We start from the raw sequence: 17,744 nt of genomic DNA on the forward strand, positions 1-17,744 counted from the left end.
ATAATGGCATTTCGCAAAAATAAAATTGCTGTTATTGGAGCCGGTCACACTGGTGCAACATTAAGCTTATTCTTGGCACAAAAGGAATTAGGTGATGTAGTGTTGCTAGATATTCCAGAAGCCGAAAATCCAACAAAAGGGAAGGCACTAGATTTATTACAAACAGGACCGATTGAAAAGTTTAATGTATCTATACATGGAACGAGTAATTATGAGGATATTGCAGGTGCATCTATCGTTATTATTACGGCAGGCATCCCTCGGAAACCAGGGATGAGTAGAGATGATTTAGTTATAACAAATGCGAAAATCATTCAGCATGTTTCGAAACAAATTAAACAGTATGCCCCTAACAGCATAGTAGTTGTTTTAAGCAATCCTGTTGATGCGATGACTTATGTTTGCTATAAGGAAACAGGCTTTCCAAAAAATCGTATCATCGGTCAATCTGGTGTGTTAGATACCGCGCGATTTAATGCATTTGTAGCGCAAGAGTTACAAATTGCCCCGGAAGATGTATCAGGGTTTGTATTAGGTGGACATGGTGATGAAATGGTGCCATTAATCCGTTATTCCTATGCAGGGGGCATCCCATTAGAAAAGCTTATCCCGCAAGAGAGACTACAGCAAATCGTCGAACGTACACGTAAAGGTGGCGGCGAAATTGTTGGTTTATTAGGAAATGGCAGTGCTTATTATGCACCAGCAGCAGCATGTGCTCAAATGGTCGAAATTATAATGAAGGATCAGCGAAAAATTATTCCTTCGATCGCCCTGTTAGAAGGGGAGTACGGCTACAATGATTTATTTTTAGGTGTACCGACGATTTTAGGCGGTAATGGCATTGAATCTGTCATTGAATTACACCTGACACATGAAGAAAAAACGGCACTCAATCAATCAGCAGAAGCCGTTAAGCAAGTATTACAAATTTGCCAAAACATTTAACTAGTATCTTTTAATTTATATAGCGTTTCCCCAATGATATATAAATTGTTTTAAAATATGTTTGATTGGAAACCGAACATGAACAGGAACGTGAAAACTAGTTGAAATCCCCAATTTAAAATAGAGGCTCCCTTCAAATAGAAGGGAGCTACTTTTCGTTTGATTTAAATATAGACTATTGATGTTTGCGTAATCGCCGGAAGAACTACGGGAACTGCCGATAGAATCATAGAAATCGCCGGTAAACATATGAAAACCGCCGATAAACCTACCAAAATCGCTGGTAAGGTATGGGGGATATGCAATCTCGCAGGAGCCTCCGAGGATTATTACTTGGCTAGTCATTAATTACCAAACTGGCAGTCTATATGGATTATTAATTGTCAGAATTGTTTGAGTGACTGGCACTGAAGGCTATGACCGCTACAATGCCTAGGGTTAAAAAAGCTACTATCCGTGATATTTCAGTGGCAATGGATGAAAGTAGTAATCCCAACAAACCTCCGATAATAAAATACCAGAAATATTTCATTTGAAACCCTTCTTTCTATTTTTAATAGTCTTTAGATAGTGTTATTATACAAAGATTTTATAAAATTTTCAGGTGAGCTTTTCTTCAAAAATTCTAAGTCCGAAATATACAAAATTTTCGAAAATATGCTAAACTAATAGCGTAAAAGGGGGATGATTGGATATGACTGTACAGCAATTTACAGACTATGTGAAAAAAATGCAGCACTATCAAGAAGCGCTAGGTGTGATTTATTGGGATATGCGCACTGGTGCTCCTAAGAAGGGATTAACGCAACGTTCAGAAGTAGTAGGTACATTATCGGCCTCCTTATTTGATATGCAAACGAGTGAACAATTAGGGGAACTACTAACTGCTCTAGAGGCACAAAAAACAGACCTTGATTATGTTACACGACGTTTAGTGGAGGAAGTACGCAAAAATTACGATCAAAATAAAAAGATTCCAGCTGAAGAGTATAAAGAATATGTTATTTTACAAGCGAAGGCAGAAACGGTTTGGGAAGAAGCAAAAGCAACGAATAATTTTGCACAATTTTTACCTTATTTAGAGCAAATCATTCAATGGCAAAAGAAATTTATTCAATATTGGGGCATTAAAAACGGCTCTACATACAATACGTTACTCGATGTATATGAACCAGATATGACTACCGATGTGTTAGATCAAGTATTTGGTGAATTACGTGAAACGATAGTGTCACTTGTACAAAAAATCTCAGCTTCTCCGAATAAGCCAGATATAAGTATGCTATTTAAACAATTTCCGAGAGATGCACAGCGCGCATTATCATTAGAAATGCTCACGCAGCTTGGCTATGATTTTGAAGCGGGTCGCTTAGATGAAAGTGTCCATCCATTTATGATTGGCATCAATCACGGAGATGCACGTATTACAACGAAATATGATGAGCAAGATTTCCGTTCGGCAATCTTTGGCACGATCCATGAATGTGGGCATGCGATGTATGAGCAAAATATTGATGCCAAACTTGCTGGTACACCGTTAGCAATGGGTACATCGACAGGCATTCATGAATCGCAATCACTATTCTATGAAAATCTTGTCGGACGAAATGAAAAGTTTTGGGCGCAAAACTATGAACGCTTGCAAAAGCATTCGCCAGCACAGTTTGGAGATATCCCATTAGCTGAATTTCTGCGTGCCATTAATATGGTGGAACCATCATTAATTCGAATTGAAGCAGATGAGCTAACGTATCCACTGCATATTATGATTCGTTACGAAATTGAACGTGATTTGTTCAATGGGGACTTGCAAGCTAAAGACCTTCCAGAAGTGTGGAATGCAAAATATGAAGAATACTTAGGCATCCGACCAGAAAGTGATGCCAAGGGCGTTTTACAAGATGTGCACTGGGCAGGGGGGATGTTTGGTTACTTCCCATCTTACGCATTAGGGATGATTTATGCGGCACAATGGAAGCATGCGATGGATAAAGACCTTCCAAACTTTGATGACTTACTCGCAAAAGGCGAACTCCTACCAATTCGTGAGTGGCTAACAGAGAAAGTACATCAATACGGTGCGCTGAAAAAGCCATTTGAGCTACTGCAAGAGGCTACAGGGGAAGGCTTAAATGCCAAGTATCTTGCAAACTACTTACAAGAAAAATATACAAAGCTCTATCAGCTATAAAAAACAAGCGATTTCTCGAATAGGAGAAATCGCTTGTTGCTTTAAAAAATCTTTTACCAAAGCTTAAAGCCTTTTGAGCCAGCTGGTGAGTTAGAGATAATATCAAAGGTTGGAATTGTGTAAGCAAATATAACGCTACTAAAATTACAAGTCAAGATTTAAAGTAATTTACATGTTTCATCTGTATTCTTTATATGTGCAACATTATTACTAGTTATTTTTAAGCTAAACTAATTTTTATATTAGTTCGGCTATTATATGTGAATAAAAATATAATTATAAATATTTACGTAATGAAAGTATAGTGTAATTAAGATGCTAAATTATACCTTATACAACTAACGGAGCAGTTTAGTTGAATAGTGTTCTTTAAATTGTCGGACCATGAAGACTACCTTAAATTCTCAGCGCAACTCAAGCCGATGATAAAAAGATGTCCAAAACATATTAAGTGTTGGTAAAGATGTAGTCATGGATTTTCCAGGTAATACTCAACAACAGCGAAAATGGTTTTTGGATATTGCATCAGAGGTAAATGCAAACCATCAACTAATTTTCCTTAATTTAAATAATGAGCAATGCTTACGTCAAATTGCAAAAAGGTGTATCGAACAACCCGAAAGAGCAACTTTTGAGACAGAAGAGACGTTTATTCATGTTACTAATTTTTTTGAAGAACCAGAAGTATCCGAGAGTTTCAATATTTTAGAGTTTAGTGGGGAAGAATAATAAGGTTTGCAACATATCCTCGAAGATTTATAAAATATGTAAAAAAATACCAAAATAGATTAGCGATAGTTTCTATTAAAGATAATGAGATTGTTCGGATTTAGATGATTACATTAAAGGCGATTGGCATGTAGTAATTCACCCTACCCTGTAAGGTATAGAGGGTGATTTACTTTTTTTTTGAAAAAGTAAATGACAACGCAAGAATCGTTACAATAAGTGTAGCGAAACTAAACATGAGCGTTATAGACTCATAAACTGTCATTGGAACCATCTCCTTTATTTTCGTTTGAAACGAATTTTTGGAATAAAAGATGGCCAACCACCCTTAATATCTCGACCTACTACATGTAGAAATTATACCTTTATTGGCGTTTAATATTAAAAAAGCGAACACTAATTCTTTTGTACGATTTATAAGGGAATTAGTGTTTTTTAATATGTTACGATACATTCTGCAATCTCTGGAAAATCAATAAATGGATTCCGATTGCCTTGAAGTTCATGGATAGCTTGGTTGCGATGCTCTTCATAGATAGATACTGGAAAAGATTGATGCCATTTTAACAATAAGAAGATATTCTCTAGTTCTTTTTTTATTATGTTTGGATAGCGAATTAGGAAATAGAGTGTTGCTCTAGCAACGATTCCTTTGCCGTATTCTGGTTCGAATTTACTTTCTTCAGCTTTGCCGCAGCCATCTTTGATTCCTAAAATTAATCCTTCAGGGATATAATCATGGAAATCGTAATAAGGGTAGTTGCTGCGACTGCTATTGCAGGTACGATTGCAGGCGAATAAATGATGCAAGTCTCCTCTCATCGGTTCTTTTTTATCGAACCATGATTGAGGCACTACGTGTTCACAGTTAAATAGATTATCCGATAAGATGCTTATTAACCCTTTTGCCTGCATTTCGTGGAGCCGAACGTCCTCCTCTATGACAGAAAGGGGATCCATCCTTTGTCCAGAATAAAGACTTTTTAATAAACCGTTTTCCTGTAAATCAACCCAGGGATAAACATAACGGTGCGGTCTGTAGTTTAATTGATCTGTATGTGTTTTTTTGAGCAATGTGTGAAGGCTGTCTAAAAGAGTAGTATTCGTGAATGAAATGCTATGATAGTATTGATTTCTGACTTCCTTATCTTTCTTTTCGTCATAATAGGGTCGATTTTCCTGATAGTTTAAAAAGTCTGACTTGGCCGTTTCCCATTCACTGTATAGCAAATCTAGTTTTTCCATTATATTTTCAATGCCTGTCCAGATAATTTTTGGTTGAATACATCCGATAAGTATTCCTCTGTTGTTAAGTACAGCATTCCGTTGCCTTCGAGTTTTGGCGAGTTTCCTAAAGGAATCGTTCTTTTTATTAATTGTGCATACAGCTCAGCCTCTGTCAGATTTCGCTCAAAGTTTCTGTTGGCATTTTCTTTTATGAGTGCAAGTGCACCAGATATATGCGGTGTTGCCATCGAAGTTCCGCTTAGTTTTGCATAAGTTCCGTTTAAATACGTTGAAAGGATTTCTTCACCAGGGGCTACTAAGTCGACTTCATTATTCGAATTTGAAAAATAAGAAGATCTGCGTTGCAGGTTAATGGAACCGACGCTGATGACTTCATTGTAGCAGGCAGGATAGGCCAATTCATTTGAAGAACTCTGTCCATCTCCCTCATTACCAGCAGCACAAACGACTAGTATTTGATTAGTGATTGCGTTTTGAATAGCTTGGTGTAACTCAGGTACATTGACAGAACCTCCGAGGCTCATGGAGATGATATCCACCCTTTGTTCAACTGCATAGTTAATACCATTTATGATCCAGTCGTATTGCCCTGATCCATTTTTATCAAGCACTTTTAAAATCAATAAACTTGCCTCAGGTGCAACACCAACTACTCCTGTGTAGTTATTGATTGCAGCAATTGTGCCAGCTACATGGGTTCCATGGCCATTATAATCGATGTATCGATCAGGTTGTCCATCATCATCATGAGTGAAATTCCACCCACCGATAATACGCCCACTCAAATCAGGATGGGTGACGTCGCAGCCTGTGTCCAATATCGCAACAGTAATCCCCTTCCCTTTAGAATTTTCCCAAACTTTTGGTGCTGCAATAAGTTCAATACCTTCTGGCACCACTTCGACCACTTCGACCACTTCATTCACTTGAAACGGAATTAAATGTAACTTTTGCTTCATTTGTATCCCTCCTGAAAGAAATTAGGTTTTAAGTGTATTATTGGTAATTAATAATATTCTAACAATTCTGAATTTTAATTAACAGTTACAATAGACGTGTTTTTATCTAAAATATCAGATTTTTAATAGTGAAAATAGTATTGGTATCTATTAGTCAATATTGCATGATAACATCTTAAAGTTTGTAGATGTTTGTACTTAAAATAAACTGCATTGAAGAAGTTGAAGTTCATGGAACAGAAGATGCTTATAAAGGTATCGAATTAATACGTTTACATAAAATTTCTAAAGATACAACATTAGCTGAAGTAGAAAATCTATTCTCTACGCTATTTCACGATGGTGAAAAGGGCTATAAAAATCCAAAACAATGCGTGGGTAAAATTACAATTCGAGCAAAAAAGAAAATGGTGAAATTGTATTTTTAGGATAAAAATTTTGTTGAAAGAAGGACACGATTGAGGGGAAAAATGGAATTTAAAGTTTTCAACAAACGGGCGCGATTTGGAATAAGTATTAGCGTTCGTTTTCATTAAAGGGCTATTAAATTGAGCAACATATTTTAAAGAATATTGTTAAGGGCAAAAGAAAATGTGAGGATTTTCATTTAAACAAAATGGACCAAAAATATTTAAATCAATTCATCAATATTAACTTTGAAAAAATTGGGGAGAGTGAGAAATAGATAAAGAATATTTACTTTAATATTAATGTGTTTTAAAATCCTTTAAATACTTAAATTTACAAGGAGGCATATTATGGAACAAAACATTCCTGAATCAATTGATGAATATATTTTACAATATCCTCAAGAGATTCAAGAAATATTAAAAACAATAAGAAAGGTTATAAAGGAATCAGCACCAAATGCCGAGGAAAAAATAAGTTACCGAATGCCTACTTTTGTATTAAACGGAAATCTAGTACATTTTGCTGCATACAAAAACCATATAGGCTTCTACCCAACTTCAAGCGGGATTAATAATTTTCAGCATGAATTATTGGGATATAAAACCTCTAAAGGTGCAGTTCAATTCCCAATTGGAAAACCCATCCCTTATGGATTAATTAGTCAAATAGTAAAATTTAGGGTTGCTGAAAACCAAAGTAAAATGGAAGGGAAAATAAAAAAGAAATAATTTGTAGATGGCAAATTTCCCTTTGTTTATGAACTGTAACAAAAATCATAATAACAGGATTTTTCAACAATCGGGCGTGATTATTTAATAAGAGCGCTCGATTTCATTAGAGGGTTAGATTATTGAATAACATGCTTTTGTAAATGTAACTAGACGATTCTTTGGGTGCTTTTTACATCTAACATTGTAGTATAGTTAAATGTAAAAGGGGGGACAGAGGTTGGATAACCAATATTTCGTAGGTTGGGGTACATTGGCATTGATAAATGCTGCACTTGCACAAGGAAAAAATAGAACGGGGTTAAATTGGTTCTTACTTTCACTTGTATTAGGTCCATTGGCAACACTAATTTTGTTATTTGTTGAAAAGAGACAGTAACACGTCATATTAGTGCAGCAAGGATTTATAACGAATACATAAATAAACTTAATAATGTCCCAAATACAAGTTAATTTGATTTTCAACAATTGTGCGTTGTGAAAAGAATCAGTGCTCATTTTTATTAAAGGACCAGTTTGTGGAGGATGAGTTCAAGAGGATGAGCATAATGTCATGTAGCCGAGTGTCAATGAGCAGTTTATTATATACTTTTGTTTTTTGAAAGCGGCGTGAAGTCATTTGATTTCTAAGAAATAACACTCTTTAAGTAACTGGCAAAGCAAATGACGCTTAGATGCTTGACCTGTTAACCTGCTTAAAAGGCAAATTAACTAAAGTATTAAGAAATTTTAAAAGAGCTTCGCTTGCCCTTAAAATAAAGGATTGCGTAGCTCTTTCTAAGATTTTATGCAATTTAAAGAACATGCCCAACAAGTAGAAAAGCTACAATCGGGAAACGTTGCTTCCACAACAACAATTTTATTTTTCTAATACTATACAATATTGTTCTTTATAGTTTTCATTGTTCCAATTGTACATTTGTAACGAAGATTGCGAGATAATTCGTTATGATTAACCAAAGCCGTACACATTTGTTTCATTCTTATTCCACAATCGGGCCATTTTATTCCATAACATTTTTTAAGGTATGTTACCAAACGACGATTTGTGGACTTTAATATGTAACTTTATCCCATAAAATTCGTTCTTAATTTAAATAAGAGCTTTTTTCCAATTTTGGTAATGGTAGAATTCTTTTATATGTGTAGGTGGATAGATTCTTTTGATGTTTATTAATGAAATTCAAATCACCTTAGTATTAGCTCTATTTTTTTGAAAATAATGTATAATTTAGAATTAGAGGATTTAAATCTGAAAAAAATATTTTAGGAGGGGGAAATTTGTTATATTTCGCTTTATTTATTGGTGTTGTTTTAATTGTAATTATGAATAAGCTTACTTATGCTTTTAAATTATCAAGCACGTTGGGGTTGCTTGGTCAAATCAGTGCGTCAATTGTAATCTTAATATTTGGAAACCTCGAGGTTAGTCATATTAGTCTAGGTAAACACTTTGAATTAGGATATTTGGCGGTTCCATTTACTTTATTACTTCTTGTAGGTTTTACAAATGTCATAAATATAGAAAAAGTTCAGCGTCCTTCAATATTGCTGTTGCCATTCGTTTCTTTAGTTTTTTTCTCAATAGCAGCTTTCTTCATAGGTCATCGATTTGTTTTAATAACGGGGATTTGTTCCAGTTTAACGCTTATGTTTATTCTGCTATACGGCTATTTTACTGGTAAAGTATTTGTGGGGAGAACGCTTACTACGTCAATAGGCTTCATAATAGCTGTTCTTTCAATATCCCTCATTGAAACATCTATTGTAACAATTTATATTCCGTTATTTACTTTAGCACTACCATTCACTTTATATTATTTAATTCAAGATAAAATTACGAATGTACAATCTATTACAGTTAGCTTTTTAACAGCTATTTTATTTGGTTTATTAATGTATATAGTTCCTTTTAATACAATATGGTATTTCATTGTTGGTTTAACGAGTATTTTGGTGATCACTCAATTTTCACGTAAATATCGATTTATATAGAAACGAAACTTTTTATTCAACTAACGTGGCTTTAGTGATACAAATATTTATAAAGTATACAAAATAAATCTAAAAAAACGTTCCAAAAAACAAGCGATTTCTCTACAATGAGAAATCGCTTCAGCTTGTCGACAAAAGGGATTAAGATAAATTCTTAATCCCTTTTGTTATTTTTATTGTAAAAAAGGGTTCTTACTATCGTCTTGACCATACTGTCCGGACTCGATTTATATTGGCATACTCTTCCTTCGTTTATAGTAGACTGCTAGCAATACATATAAAGTTGATTGGAGTGGAGGGTGGGCGACTCCTGCTCAGAACACACAAAACGTAAGACGCAACAGACCGCGCGTTAGCGAGGGTTGCGGCTGACGATGTGCCCGCGGAAAGCGCCCGCCCGTAGCGGAAATCAACGGCAGTAGTCATCCTCTATATTAGTTTTAAATAAAAAAAGACTATAGACAAATTCGAAAAACTTCGAGTTTGACTACAGTCTGAAGCGATTTCTCTACAATGAGAAATCGCTTGTTGCTTTAAAAAATTGTTTACCAAAGCTTAAAGCCTTTTGAGCCAGCTGGTGAGTTCGAGATAATATCAAAGATTGGAATTGTGTAAGCAAAGATGATTAATGCTACTAAAATTACTAACCATACTTTAAAGTTTTCAAGGATTGGTGGTGTTGGGCCACTGCTTTCATGGATTGGACCAATAGGGAATTCCTCTTCACCTTTTGGCGCAAACCAAACTAGTTGTATTACAATGTACGTAATGACTAAAATCGCAATGAATAAAATAGTACCGCCAACAGCTTGAGCAATTTGATATGGAATCCAATCATATGCTTGCTGAGCACCTCCATACTCTGAGTAGTCAGAGCGACGAGGAGCACCGATTAATCCTGCAATATGCATTGCACCGGACATAATGGTCATGCCGACGCCCCATAAAACACCTGAAACAATTCCGAGTGAATTTAACGACTTCGTTAGTGTACGACCAGTTAAATGAGGTATTAACCAGAACGCAGCACCGAAGTATGTTAACACTACTGCACTAGCAAATGTCAAATGGAAGTGTCCAGTAACCCAAATTGTATTATGGATGAGTTGGTTCATTTGATAAGATGCATTAACAATACCGCCTGCACCACCAGGGATGAATGATAGCATACCGATGAACGGAACTAAGAAGCGTGCATCTTTCCACGGTAATTTTTTAAACCAACCAAAAATACCTTTACCACCAAGTTCGCGACCACGTAATTCAAACGTTGCGAATAGTGAGAATGCTGTCATTAAGGAAGGGACAACAACTGCCATTGTTAAAACAACTTGAATGAATTTCCATGTTGTATCAATACCTGGCTCTGTTAATTGGTGATGTAAACCAACGGGTACAGAGAAGATTAAAAACAGCATAAATGATAAGCGAGCTAATGAGTCAGAGAAAACCTTTCCGCCAATGACTTTTGGAATAACAACATACCATACCATATAGGCAGGCAATAACCAGAAATAAACGAGTGCGTGACCGAAATACCAGAATAATGTTCGAGACAGTAACACATCAACACGTTCAATGAGACCAAGAGACCAAGGTAACAGTTGGAATAAAACAGAAACTGCTACACCTAAAGAGGCCACGAACCATAGTAAATTATTGACTACTACCATAAAAGATAATAGTGGTGAAGTTTGGCCTTTATGTTCTTTACGCCACTGCACGTAACGTAAAATTTGTCCGGCTGCACCAATCCAAGAGCCGACTACTACGAGCGTTAAGCCGAGATAGAAAATCCAATGTGCTTGCAGTGGTGCGTAAAAAGTATAGAGAACCGTTGCTTTATTTAATAGAACCATGACTGCTGCTGCAGCTGTACCGATCGTCATTAACCAAAAACCGATCCAACCAAGTAATCGTTGTTTATCTGAAAGTGTACCAGATGTTCGGCTAACCCCAGCAATTTGGAAACCAAATATAAAGAACGTTGTTAAAATAAGACCGAGTAATACGCCGTGAACAGTTAATACTTGATAATAACCAATACCTGCTGGCAATGTGAATTGGCCTGAACGTACAAATACTTGTAATAAACCAGCTAGACCACCTAATAATAATGCGATAAATGCCACATAGATATGGGCAAGTGCTAGTTTCGCATCACGACGATCCACCTTTGTCAAATTATTATTTAGACTCATTTGGATCCACCACCTTTAGCATAGAATGCATAAGCGTATGTCCTGTACCGCAGTATTCATTACATACTATTAAAAATTCCCCAGCTTGATTGATTTCAGCTACATATTCAGATATATAACCAGGTTCAAGCATCATGTTAATATTTGTACCTGCAATTTCAAATCCGTGTATAACATCTTCACTTGTCGCGATAAATTTTACCTTTGAACCAAGTGGCACTTCAATTTCGGGTGGATTGTAAAAGAAGGCAGACGCTAAAATGACAACCTCGTAATCCCAATCCTTACCTTCTACTTTGTGTACACCTGGATTCGTAAACGGTGCAATTTCTTTTACTTTTTCATAATCGATGGTTTTCTTATTACTGTTTGGATGAGAGCCTTGGTGAAACGCCCCAATACCAAGAATAATAAGAAATGCAACTAAAGTAGCAACTCCAAATACAAGCCAGTATTTCTCGTATTTATGTATATGCATATCTCTGTCGTCCTTCCTCTGTCGTATTACTTACATCTTGTTGACTAAATAGTTCTTTTTGCTAATAAAATTAAAAGCGCTCAATGAATAAATTGAAGCAGTAAATCCAAATTAAAATAATGATAATGCCGATTCCAAACACTCCATAAAGTGAGCCTTTTAGATTATCTTCTGACTTTTTTTTGTTGGCCATTTTTTACTCCCTCCTACGCTTTCATAGTGGCTTTCTTAAAGTCATGATATGGTATATCAAATCTTTTTGATGTGAAAAAAATCACACAACAGAGTGGATTGTGTGAAAGAAATGTGAAATATAGTTGAAATACGAAAGGAGCTGACTCAAATATGAGCCAACTCCTTTTATGCAGATAACGATTTCGTATTCATAAATACTAGCTAAAATTGCATAGAATGTATAGTTTGAAAGAATCCAGATTATGCTCTTATTACTTCTTCCTCAATCGTTAGTAATACTGTTAATGCACCAACGTCTGGAATCGTAACGGGTAGTACAAATGCTTTTTCAAAACCGTATAATTTTGTGTTTCCTACCATTACTGTTGGCGGTGTAATATCTATATCTAGGCTTTCTTGTCCTACTGCCGTACATAGATTACCTGCAATCATGTTTCCGAATTCGCCAGTAAAAGACTCTAGCATTTCGCCTTCAAGTGGCATGCCGAACATAGAGCTGCCGATACCACTAAATATGTCAGGGGAGGAATCTATGATTACACGTCCCTTTACATCTCCAATAAGGCCTATTAGTACACCCATTTGCTGTTGTTGAAAGGGCTCCGAAATAATACTTGGTGATTTCACTTGAATATCCATAGGGAGAATCGTTTTTAATGCATGGATTGTCCCGTTTAAAATAGTTTGAAAGTACTTCGAATTACTCATCATTACCGCATCCTTTTTCCGACTTTTCTACATCTTACCATGTTAAAAGGGTAAGATGAAAGTATGTCTTGACGAAATAAGGCGAAATTTATATTATATTAATGAGAATGATTTTCAAAATCAGTTAATTCACGCTACGGCATTCGTTGCTTTAGCTTACTATTTATAAGAAAAGGAGCGGTTAGCAATGACATTCGTATTTATCGGAGCAACAGTTGCTATTTATATTGGAGTGGGGAAATACGTCATGAAACAGGCGACTGCCCATTTAAAATAATAGCGCTTTCGTTAGTGCTCTTGTTATCAACATTTTTACTATAAATGAATATATACCTAAAGAGTATGACCTGCGTCATACTCTTTAATTATTGTAAAAATTTCAGGAGTGGAGTTATTTATGGATTCATTATGTAATTGTAAAGAACTTGTGCAAATAAAAGTGGAAGCAGATTTTGGTTCTGATCCGTTATGGTGTAAGGTTTGTGGCTTTAACTTGGATATGGATAAAATGCAGATTCCTCCTTCTTTAAAGATACAGCTAAGATCATGGATAAATGATTATGGTGTTTGGGTAAAATGGGATTCTGATAGCTTAATTGTTGAAGGTGAAAATTTAGAAAAGCAACATAATGAATTAGGGCTTAAATTAACAGAAAAAGTGATAAATGAGTTGAAAAATATTAATATTGTATTTCAACCTTCTACTATGTATTTGGATAGCAATTAAAAAATAAAGAATTACTTACTTTAATCTATAGAATTCTTTTGTCTAAAATCTGAGAGTATGACTTGTGTCATACTCTTTTATTTATAGAATTTTACAATTTACGGCTTCAATTTGGATATGAATAAAATGAGCCATCGATGGTTTAATAGATAAGAAGAAAATTCGGAAAAATAAAATTATTTCTCGACAAGGAGAGTAATTGTTGCCTTTGTTTGTTAGAATTGAAAAGAAAATTCCTCTTCAACTAGAAGCTATTTAATCAACAGTATCCACTAAGTAATAAAACAAAATTCTATAGAAATTTAGGTGAAGAAAATGACAAAAATTTTATTAACAGGATTTGTACCTTTTCTAGAATATAAAATTAATCCGACTATGCAAATTGTAGAAAATTTAGATGGTAATATGATGGACGGTTATGAAATTGTAGGACGTACACTATCCGTAGATTTTCAGCAATCCGCACAGCAGTTGAAACAATATATTGCGGATATAAAGCCTGAAATTATTATTTCATTAGGATTAGCTGGAGGGCGTTTTAAAATAACACCAGAGCGAATTGCCATTAACGTTAAAGATGGAGAGCCAGATAACAATGGCTATACACCTGTAGATGAAAGCATATATGATGGTGGTGAGGATGCATATATTACAAATTTACCTATTCGAAGTATGGTAGATCGATTAAGCAAAGAAGGATATCCTGCAGAAATTTCAAATACCGCGGGTACATATTTATGCAATAATATCATGTATGAAGGGCTAGTTTATGCAAAGCAACATAAAGGTGTGAGCGCTGGGTTTATTCATATTCCAGCATCTTTTGAATTGGCTATACAGCATGGGAAAATACCGGGCTGGAATATTCAAGATTTAATAACTTGCATTAAGCTTTGTATCGAGGAAACAATTCATGCAACATCAAATAATTGAGTTTCCTCATACAATGTGGATTAGTCGACACACAATCCGTTTTGCTTTTAATGAAGTAATATCACAAGAAAATTTTCGTATTGTCCAAAAGTTTAATAGTTTTTTGAAAAAAATGCTACGTTCAAACCTTATTGAAAGTGTTGCAAGCTATCATACTATTACAGCGTATGTTAAGGACAAAATAGATTTAGTTTTTTTACAAGAACAATGGCTTTTCATGCAAATTAACTCTAACGATGATGAAGGAGCAAGTCGTCAGTTACAAATTCCAGTTTGTTATGATGAGGAATTTGCTTTGGATATGCACCGTGTGATGGATTATACAAGCTTTTCATTTGAGGACATAAAAAAAACGCACATGTCTAAAACATATAGTGTATATTTAATCGGCTTTTTACCTGGGTTTCCTTACTTAGGAGATTTAGATAGCAAATTATTTGTACCTCGATTAAAAAAGCCTCGTAAATTCGTGTCTGCAAGTTCTGTAGGTATAGGAGGGTTGCAGACAGGGATTTATCCTCTCGATTCACCAGGTGGGTGGAATATTATTGGTAAGACGCCATTCAATTTATTTGATATTCATGGGAAAGACATTTTTATCTTTTCTCTTGGGGATCAAGTACAATTTTATGAAATTACCAAACAAGAGTTTTTAGAAATAAAAAGTAAAGGAGTGTAGCAATTGAAGCCACTTCTTAAGGTTAAAAAACAAGGTGTTTATGGGAGCCTGCAAGATCAAGGGAGATACGGCTACCGTGCGTTTGGTATTCCTCTATCGGGGCCTATGGACAAAGTGTCTTTTCAAGTTGCCCATTCTATTTTAAACAATGGGAAGGATCAAACATCATTTGAGATGTTTATAGGTGGTTTTGAATTTCAAGCTTTAAATGAAGGAACGTATGTATTGACTGGCGCAACTTGTGATTGTTTAGTAAATGGTAGCCCCATCGAAATGTGGAAAACCTTTCAATTAGTAAAGGGAGATATTTTATCCATAAAAAGCGTTACCCATGGCTCTATTGTATATCTCACTCCTAAAGGTGGATTTCAAACGGATTCAATACTTGGTAGTCAGTCATGCTTACCGATTGTTGGGAATGCTGTAAGCGTGGGAAGTGATTTATACGGGCAGAACGTGGAAACATTACAAAATACAAGAGGGCTATATGCACCTTTTCGTCCTATATTTAATACAGCTATTACAGTAAGAATTTTTAAAGGTCCTCATTTTGAATTATTTACAGAAGAAAGTAAACAACAATTTTTAAAGAGCTCTTATCAGTTTGCTGGTGGAAATCGTATGGGCTATTATTTCAAAGGTAACGTCCTACGTCTAAAAAACATAAAAGACATTCTTTCAGAAGCGACCCAATATGGGACAATTCAAGTGCCACAAAGTGGTGAGCCTATTGTTTTAATGGCAGATGCCCAAACGGTTGGAGGCTATCCAATCATTGCAACAATACACGAAGATGATTTACAGAAAGTTGCTCAAATGCGCATGTTTAACACAATAAGATTTGTATTAATGGAGGAATAGATATGCCAATTGATGTTAATTGCGATATGGGTGAAAATGTGGATGCTTTTACACTAGACAAAGATGAAGAAATTTTAGACTATGTGACGTCAATCAATATTGCCTGTGGTTATCATGCAGGGAACCATACAATTATGCATAAGACTGTACGAAATGCCATCCGAAAAAACGTTCTTATTGGAGCTCATCCGGGATATCCTGATCTTCAAGGATTTGGCCGACGGAATATGGATTTTAGTGCAGATGAAATATATAATATGATTGTTTATCAAGTAGGAGCTTTGCAAGCATTTGTTTCAGTGGAAAAAGGAAAACTTCATCATGTGAAGCCACATGGAGCGCTCTATAATCAAAGTGCTAATAATATAGAAAAAGCAACAGCTATTGTCAATGCAGTATATGACATAAATCCAACTTATGTTTTATATTGTTTAGCTGGTAGCGAAATGGTGAAAATTGCAAAGAAGAAGGGTTTACCAGTATACGAGGAAGTTTTTTCAGATCGTAATTACAATGAAGACGGTACGTTAGTAAGTCGAGAAGAAGCAAATGCGTTAATTCAAACTGAGGAAGAAATGTTCGTTCATGTCAAAAGGATTTTGACTTCGAATGAAGTGATGTCAGTGCAACAAAAGAAAATCAAGATTTCTGCGCAAACATTATGTATACATGGAGATGGCCCACAAGCACTAGCCTATGCAAAAAAAATTTATGAATTAAGAAAACAAATAGGATAAGTGAGAAGTAGTAAGGACGCTCTAAAATATGTTTTAAAGCGTCCTTACGCTTATAGTCCTATTCCACACTTTATTACCGCATTTAACTACAAAATAAGCATGCCCAAAATCTACAATCGATTAAATAATAGTCGATAATTCAACAGCTTCAATAATTATTGGAGTTCCAGCAGCAATAGAAGCTGTAACTATGTTAAACGTTAGTTCTGTTGAGGAAATTGAATAGGCGTCACCTTCCTGCAGCACACCATTGATATATAAATTATAGTACCCATTAATTATGATTGGGAAAGCAGTTGCTGCAGTACCGCTGTCAGTTAAAAAAGTTGTTGCAGCAAGCGTTGTACCATCTGTAATTTCTAGTGGGGTAGCTAAAATGTTGAAAAACCTTGTCGATGTGCTAGAAACATTGACATTGATATTAATAATGGAAAGCGCCACGTACGTTCACCTCCTTTCAAAAGTTTTAGTTCACCTCGGTAAAAAACCAAGAGATTCAATAATAATTGGTGTCCCTCTATAAATCGTTGCGTTATCAGCATTTAGTATTAGGGAAGTATCCGTTACGGAATAAATCCCACCTTCCTGCATGACGGCATTAATAAACAGATTTACATAGCCATTTGGATGGATAATAGAAAATTCTGTTACGTTTACGCCGTTGTCATCTGAAAATAGATTAGCATCAAGCGTGACCCCGTTCGTCAAATCAATATCTGATGTTACTATATAAAAATATCTATTCACTTTAGGTATAATCGTTTGACCGGAAACAATGATGGGAGGAGGTGCAGTTTCAGGGACATTACGAGCTATTATACGAGGCCATATAAATCTATCTTCACAGTCATATAGCTGAATAATCTGACGACAATCTTTCTCCTTTACCATATAAATAATCACTCCTATAATTTATTTGTATCCCTGCAATTTTGAAAGATTTTATTTGTTTTGTGCATTATTATTTTAATTGGACTTTAGAATATTTTTGTTATTTATCAATTGTTCTTTAATCT

The 17,744-nt window shown here is 35.3% G+C and carries 21 protein-coding genes; 12 read left to right on the forward strand and 9 right to left on the reverse strand.

All coding sequences use genetic code 11. The features are described 5' to 3' along the window. Positions 1–3: 3 nt before the first annotated feature. The 3 genes from mdh (at position 4) to ACQKNX_RS02570 (ending at position 3,868) form a co-directional block, all read left to right on the forward strand. Entirely contained in the window at positions 4–948 is a 945-nt protein-coding gene (gene mdh, locus ACQKNX_RS02560; RefSeq protein WP_427427427.1) for a malate dehydrogenase, read from the forward strand. Positions 949–1,642: 694 nt separating this feature from the next. Then, entirely contained in the window at positions 1,643–3,139 is a 1,497-nt protein-coding gene (locus tag ACQKNX_RS02565; RefSeq protein ID WP_427427428.1) for a carboxypeptidase M32, read from the forward strand. Positions 3,140–3,610: 471 nt separating this feature from the next. Further along, complete coding sequence (locus ACQKNX_RS02570; RefSeq protein ID WP_427427429.1) at positions 3,611–3,868, forward strand: AAA family ATPase; 258 nt, start codon at positions 3,611–3,613, stop codon at positions 3,866–3,868. A gap of 169 nt (positions 3,869–4,037) precedes the next feature. On the opposite strand, the gene ACQKNX_RS02575 is transcribed toward ACQKNX_RS02570, so the two are convergent. The 3 genes from ACQKNX_RS02575 to ACQKNX_RS02585 form a co-directional block, all read right to left on the reverse strand. Next, entirely contained in the window at positions 4,038–4,142 is a 105-nt protein-coding gene (locus ACQKNX_RS02575) for a putative holin-like toxin (protein WP_370635715.1), read from the reverse strand. 161 nt (positions 4,143–4,303) lie between these two features. Continuing rightward, the gene (locus ACQKNX_RS02580; protein WP_427427430.1) at positions 4,304–5,113 is read right to left on the reverse strand and encodes an endonuclease I family protein; all 810 of its coding nucleotides are present in this window, start codon (positions 5,111–5,113) and stop codon (positions 4,304–4,306) included. Beyond that, positions 5,113–6,075 (reverse strand): S8 family peptidase, encoded by a 963-nt coding sequence (locus ACQKNX_RS02585; RefSeq protein WP_427427431.1) that lies wholly within the window; start codon positions 6,073–6,075, stop codon positions 5,113–5,115. Before ACQKNX_RS02585 ends, ACQKNX_RS02580 begins: the two co-directional genes overlap by 1 nt. A gap of 188 nt (positions 6,076–6,263) precedes the next feature. On the opposite strand from ACQKNX_RS02585, the gene ACQKNX_RS02590 reads away from it, so the two are divergent. From ACQKNX_RS02590 to ACQKNX_RS02605, 4 genes are all read left to right on the forward strand, one after another. Then, the gene (locus ACQKNX_RS02590; RefSeq protein ID WP_427427432.1) at positions 6,264–6,503 is read left to right on the forward strand and encodes a hypothetical protein; all 240 of its coding nucleotides are present in this window, start codon (positions 6,264–6,266) and stop codon (positions 6,501–6,503) included. A 330-nt stretch (positions 6,504–6,833) separates the two neighbouring features. Then, positions 6,834–7,214, forward strand: a complete 381-nt coding sequence (locus ACQKNX_RS02595) for an iron chaperone (protein WP_427427433.1) — start codon at positions 6,834–6,836, stop codon at positions 7,212–7,214. A 220-nt stretch (positions 7,215–7,434) separates the two neighbouring features. Beyond that, positions 7,435–7,593, forward strand: coding sequence for a hypothetical protein (locus tag ACQKNX_RS02600; protein WP_167395904.1), 159 nt, complete (start codon positions 7,435–7,437; stop codon positions 7,591–7,593). Between the two features lie 902 nt (positions 7,594–8,495). Then, positions 8,496–9,209, forward strand: coding sequence for a UDP-N-acetylmuramyl pentapeptide phosphotransferase (locus tag ACQKNX_RS02605; RefSeq protein ID WP_427427434.1), 714 nt, complete (start codon positions 8,496–8,498; stop codon positions 9,207–9,209). Between the two features lie 545 nt (positions 9,210–9,754). On the opposite strand, the gene ACQKNX_RS02610 is transcribed toward ACQKNX_RS02605, so the two are convergent. The 4 genes from ACQKNX_RS02610 to ACQKNX_RS02625 form a co-directional block, all read right to left on the reverse strand. Further along, a complete protein-coding gene (locus ACQKNX_RS02610; RefSeq protein WP_427427435.1) occupies positions 9,755–11,410 on the reverse strand; it encodes a b(o/a)3-type cytochrome-c oxidase subunit 1 in 1,656 nt (551 codons plus the stop codon). After that, on the reverse strand, positions 11,397–11,888 hold the full coding sequence (locus tag ACQKNX_RS02615; RefSeq protein ID WP_172770986.1) for a cytochrome B5: 492 nt from the start codon (positions 11,886–11,888) through the stop codon (positions 11,397–11,399). Before ACQKNX_RS02615 ends, ACQKNX_RS02610 begins: the two co-directional genes overlap by 14 nt. A 70-nt stretch (positions 11,889–11,958) precedes the next feature. Next, the gene (locus ACQKNX_RS02620; RefSeq protein ID WP_340825014.1) at positions 11,959–12,081 is read right to left on the reverse strand and encodes a hypothetical protein; all 123 of its coding nucleotides are present in this window, start codon (positions 12,079–12,081) and stop codon (positions 11,959–11,961) included. A gap of 242 nt (positions 12,082–12,323) precedes the next feature. Next, on the reverse strand, positions 12,324–12,791 hold the full coding sequence (locus ACQKNX_RS02625; RefSeq protein WP_340825013.1) for a chemotaxis protein CheX: 468 nt from the start codon (positions 12,789–12,791) through the stop codon (positions 12,324–12,326). 397 nt (positions 12,792–13,188) lie between these two features. On the opposite strand from ACQKNX_RS02625, the gene ACQKNX_RS02630 reads away from it, so the two are divergent. From ACQKNX_RS02630 to ACQKNX_RS02650, 5 genes are all read left to right on the forward strand, one after another. Then, positions 13,189–13,518, forward strand: a complete 330-nt coding sequence (locus ACQKNX_RS02630; protein ID WP_427427436.1) for a hypothetical protein — start codon at positions 13,189–13,191, stop codon at positions 13,516–13,518. Positions 13,519–13,833: 315 nt separating this feature from the next. Next, positions 13,834–14,451 carry a pyroglutamyl-peptidase I gene (locus ACQKNX_RS02635; RefSeq protein WP_427427437.1) on the forward strand — a complete coding sequence of 206 codons (618 nt, stop codon included), beginning with the start codon at positions 13,834–13,836 and terminating at the stop codon, positions 14,449–14,451. Continuing rightward, entirely contained in the window at positions 14,432–15,130 is a 699-nt protein-coding gene (pxpB, locus tag ACQKNX_RS02640) for a 5-oxoprolinase subunit PxpB (RefSeq protein ID WP_427427438.1), read from the forward strand. Before ACQKNX_RS02635 ends, pxpB begins: the two co-directional genes overlap by 20 nt. A 3-nt stretch (positions 15,131–15,133) precedes the next feature. Then, positions 15,134–15,991: a biotin-dependent carboxyltransferase family protein gene (locus ACQKNX_RS02645; RefSeq protein WP_427427439.1), complete on the forward strand. Its 858-nt coding sequence runs from the start codon at positions 15,134–15,136 to the stop codon at positions 15,989–15,991. Between the two features lie 2 nt (positions 15,992–15,993). After that, the gene (locus tag ACQKNX_RS02650; protein ID WP_427427440.1) at positions 15,994–16,728 is read left to right on the forward strand and encodes a 5-oxoprolinase subunit PxpA; all 735 of its coding nucleotides are present in this window, start codon (positions 15,994–15,996) and stop codon (positions 16,726–16,728) included. 120 nt (positions 16,729–16,848) lie between these two features. On the opposite strand, the gene ACQKNX_RS02655 is transcribed toward ACQKNX_RS02650, so the two are convergent. Next, on the reverse strand, positions 16,849–17,169 hold the full coding sequence (locus tag ACQKNX_RS02655; RefSeq protein WP_427427441.1) for a DUF4183 domain-containing protein: 321 nt from the start codon (positions 17,167–17,169) through the stop codon (positions 16,849–16,851). A gap of 30 nt (positions 17,170–17,199) precedes the next feature. Beyond that, positions 17,200–17,619 carry a DUF4183 domain-containing protein gene (locus ACQKNX_RS02660; RefSeq protein ID WP_427427442.1) on the reverse strand — a complete coding sequence of 140 codons (420 nt, stop codon included), beginning with the start codon at positions 17,617–17,619 and terminating at the stop codon, positions 17,200–17,202. Positions 17,620–17,744: the final 125 nt, after the last annotated feature.

It is taken from the genome of Lysinibacillus sp. NPDC093712, assembly GCF_050280025.1.
Classification (GTDB): domain Bacteria; phylum Bacillota; class Bacilli; order Bacillales_A; family Planococcaceae; genus Lysinibacillus.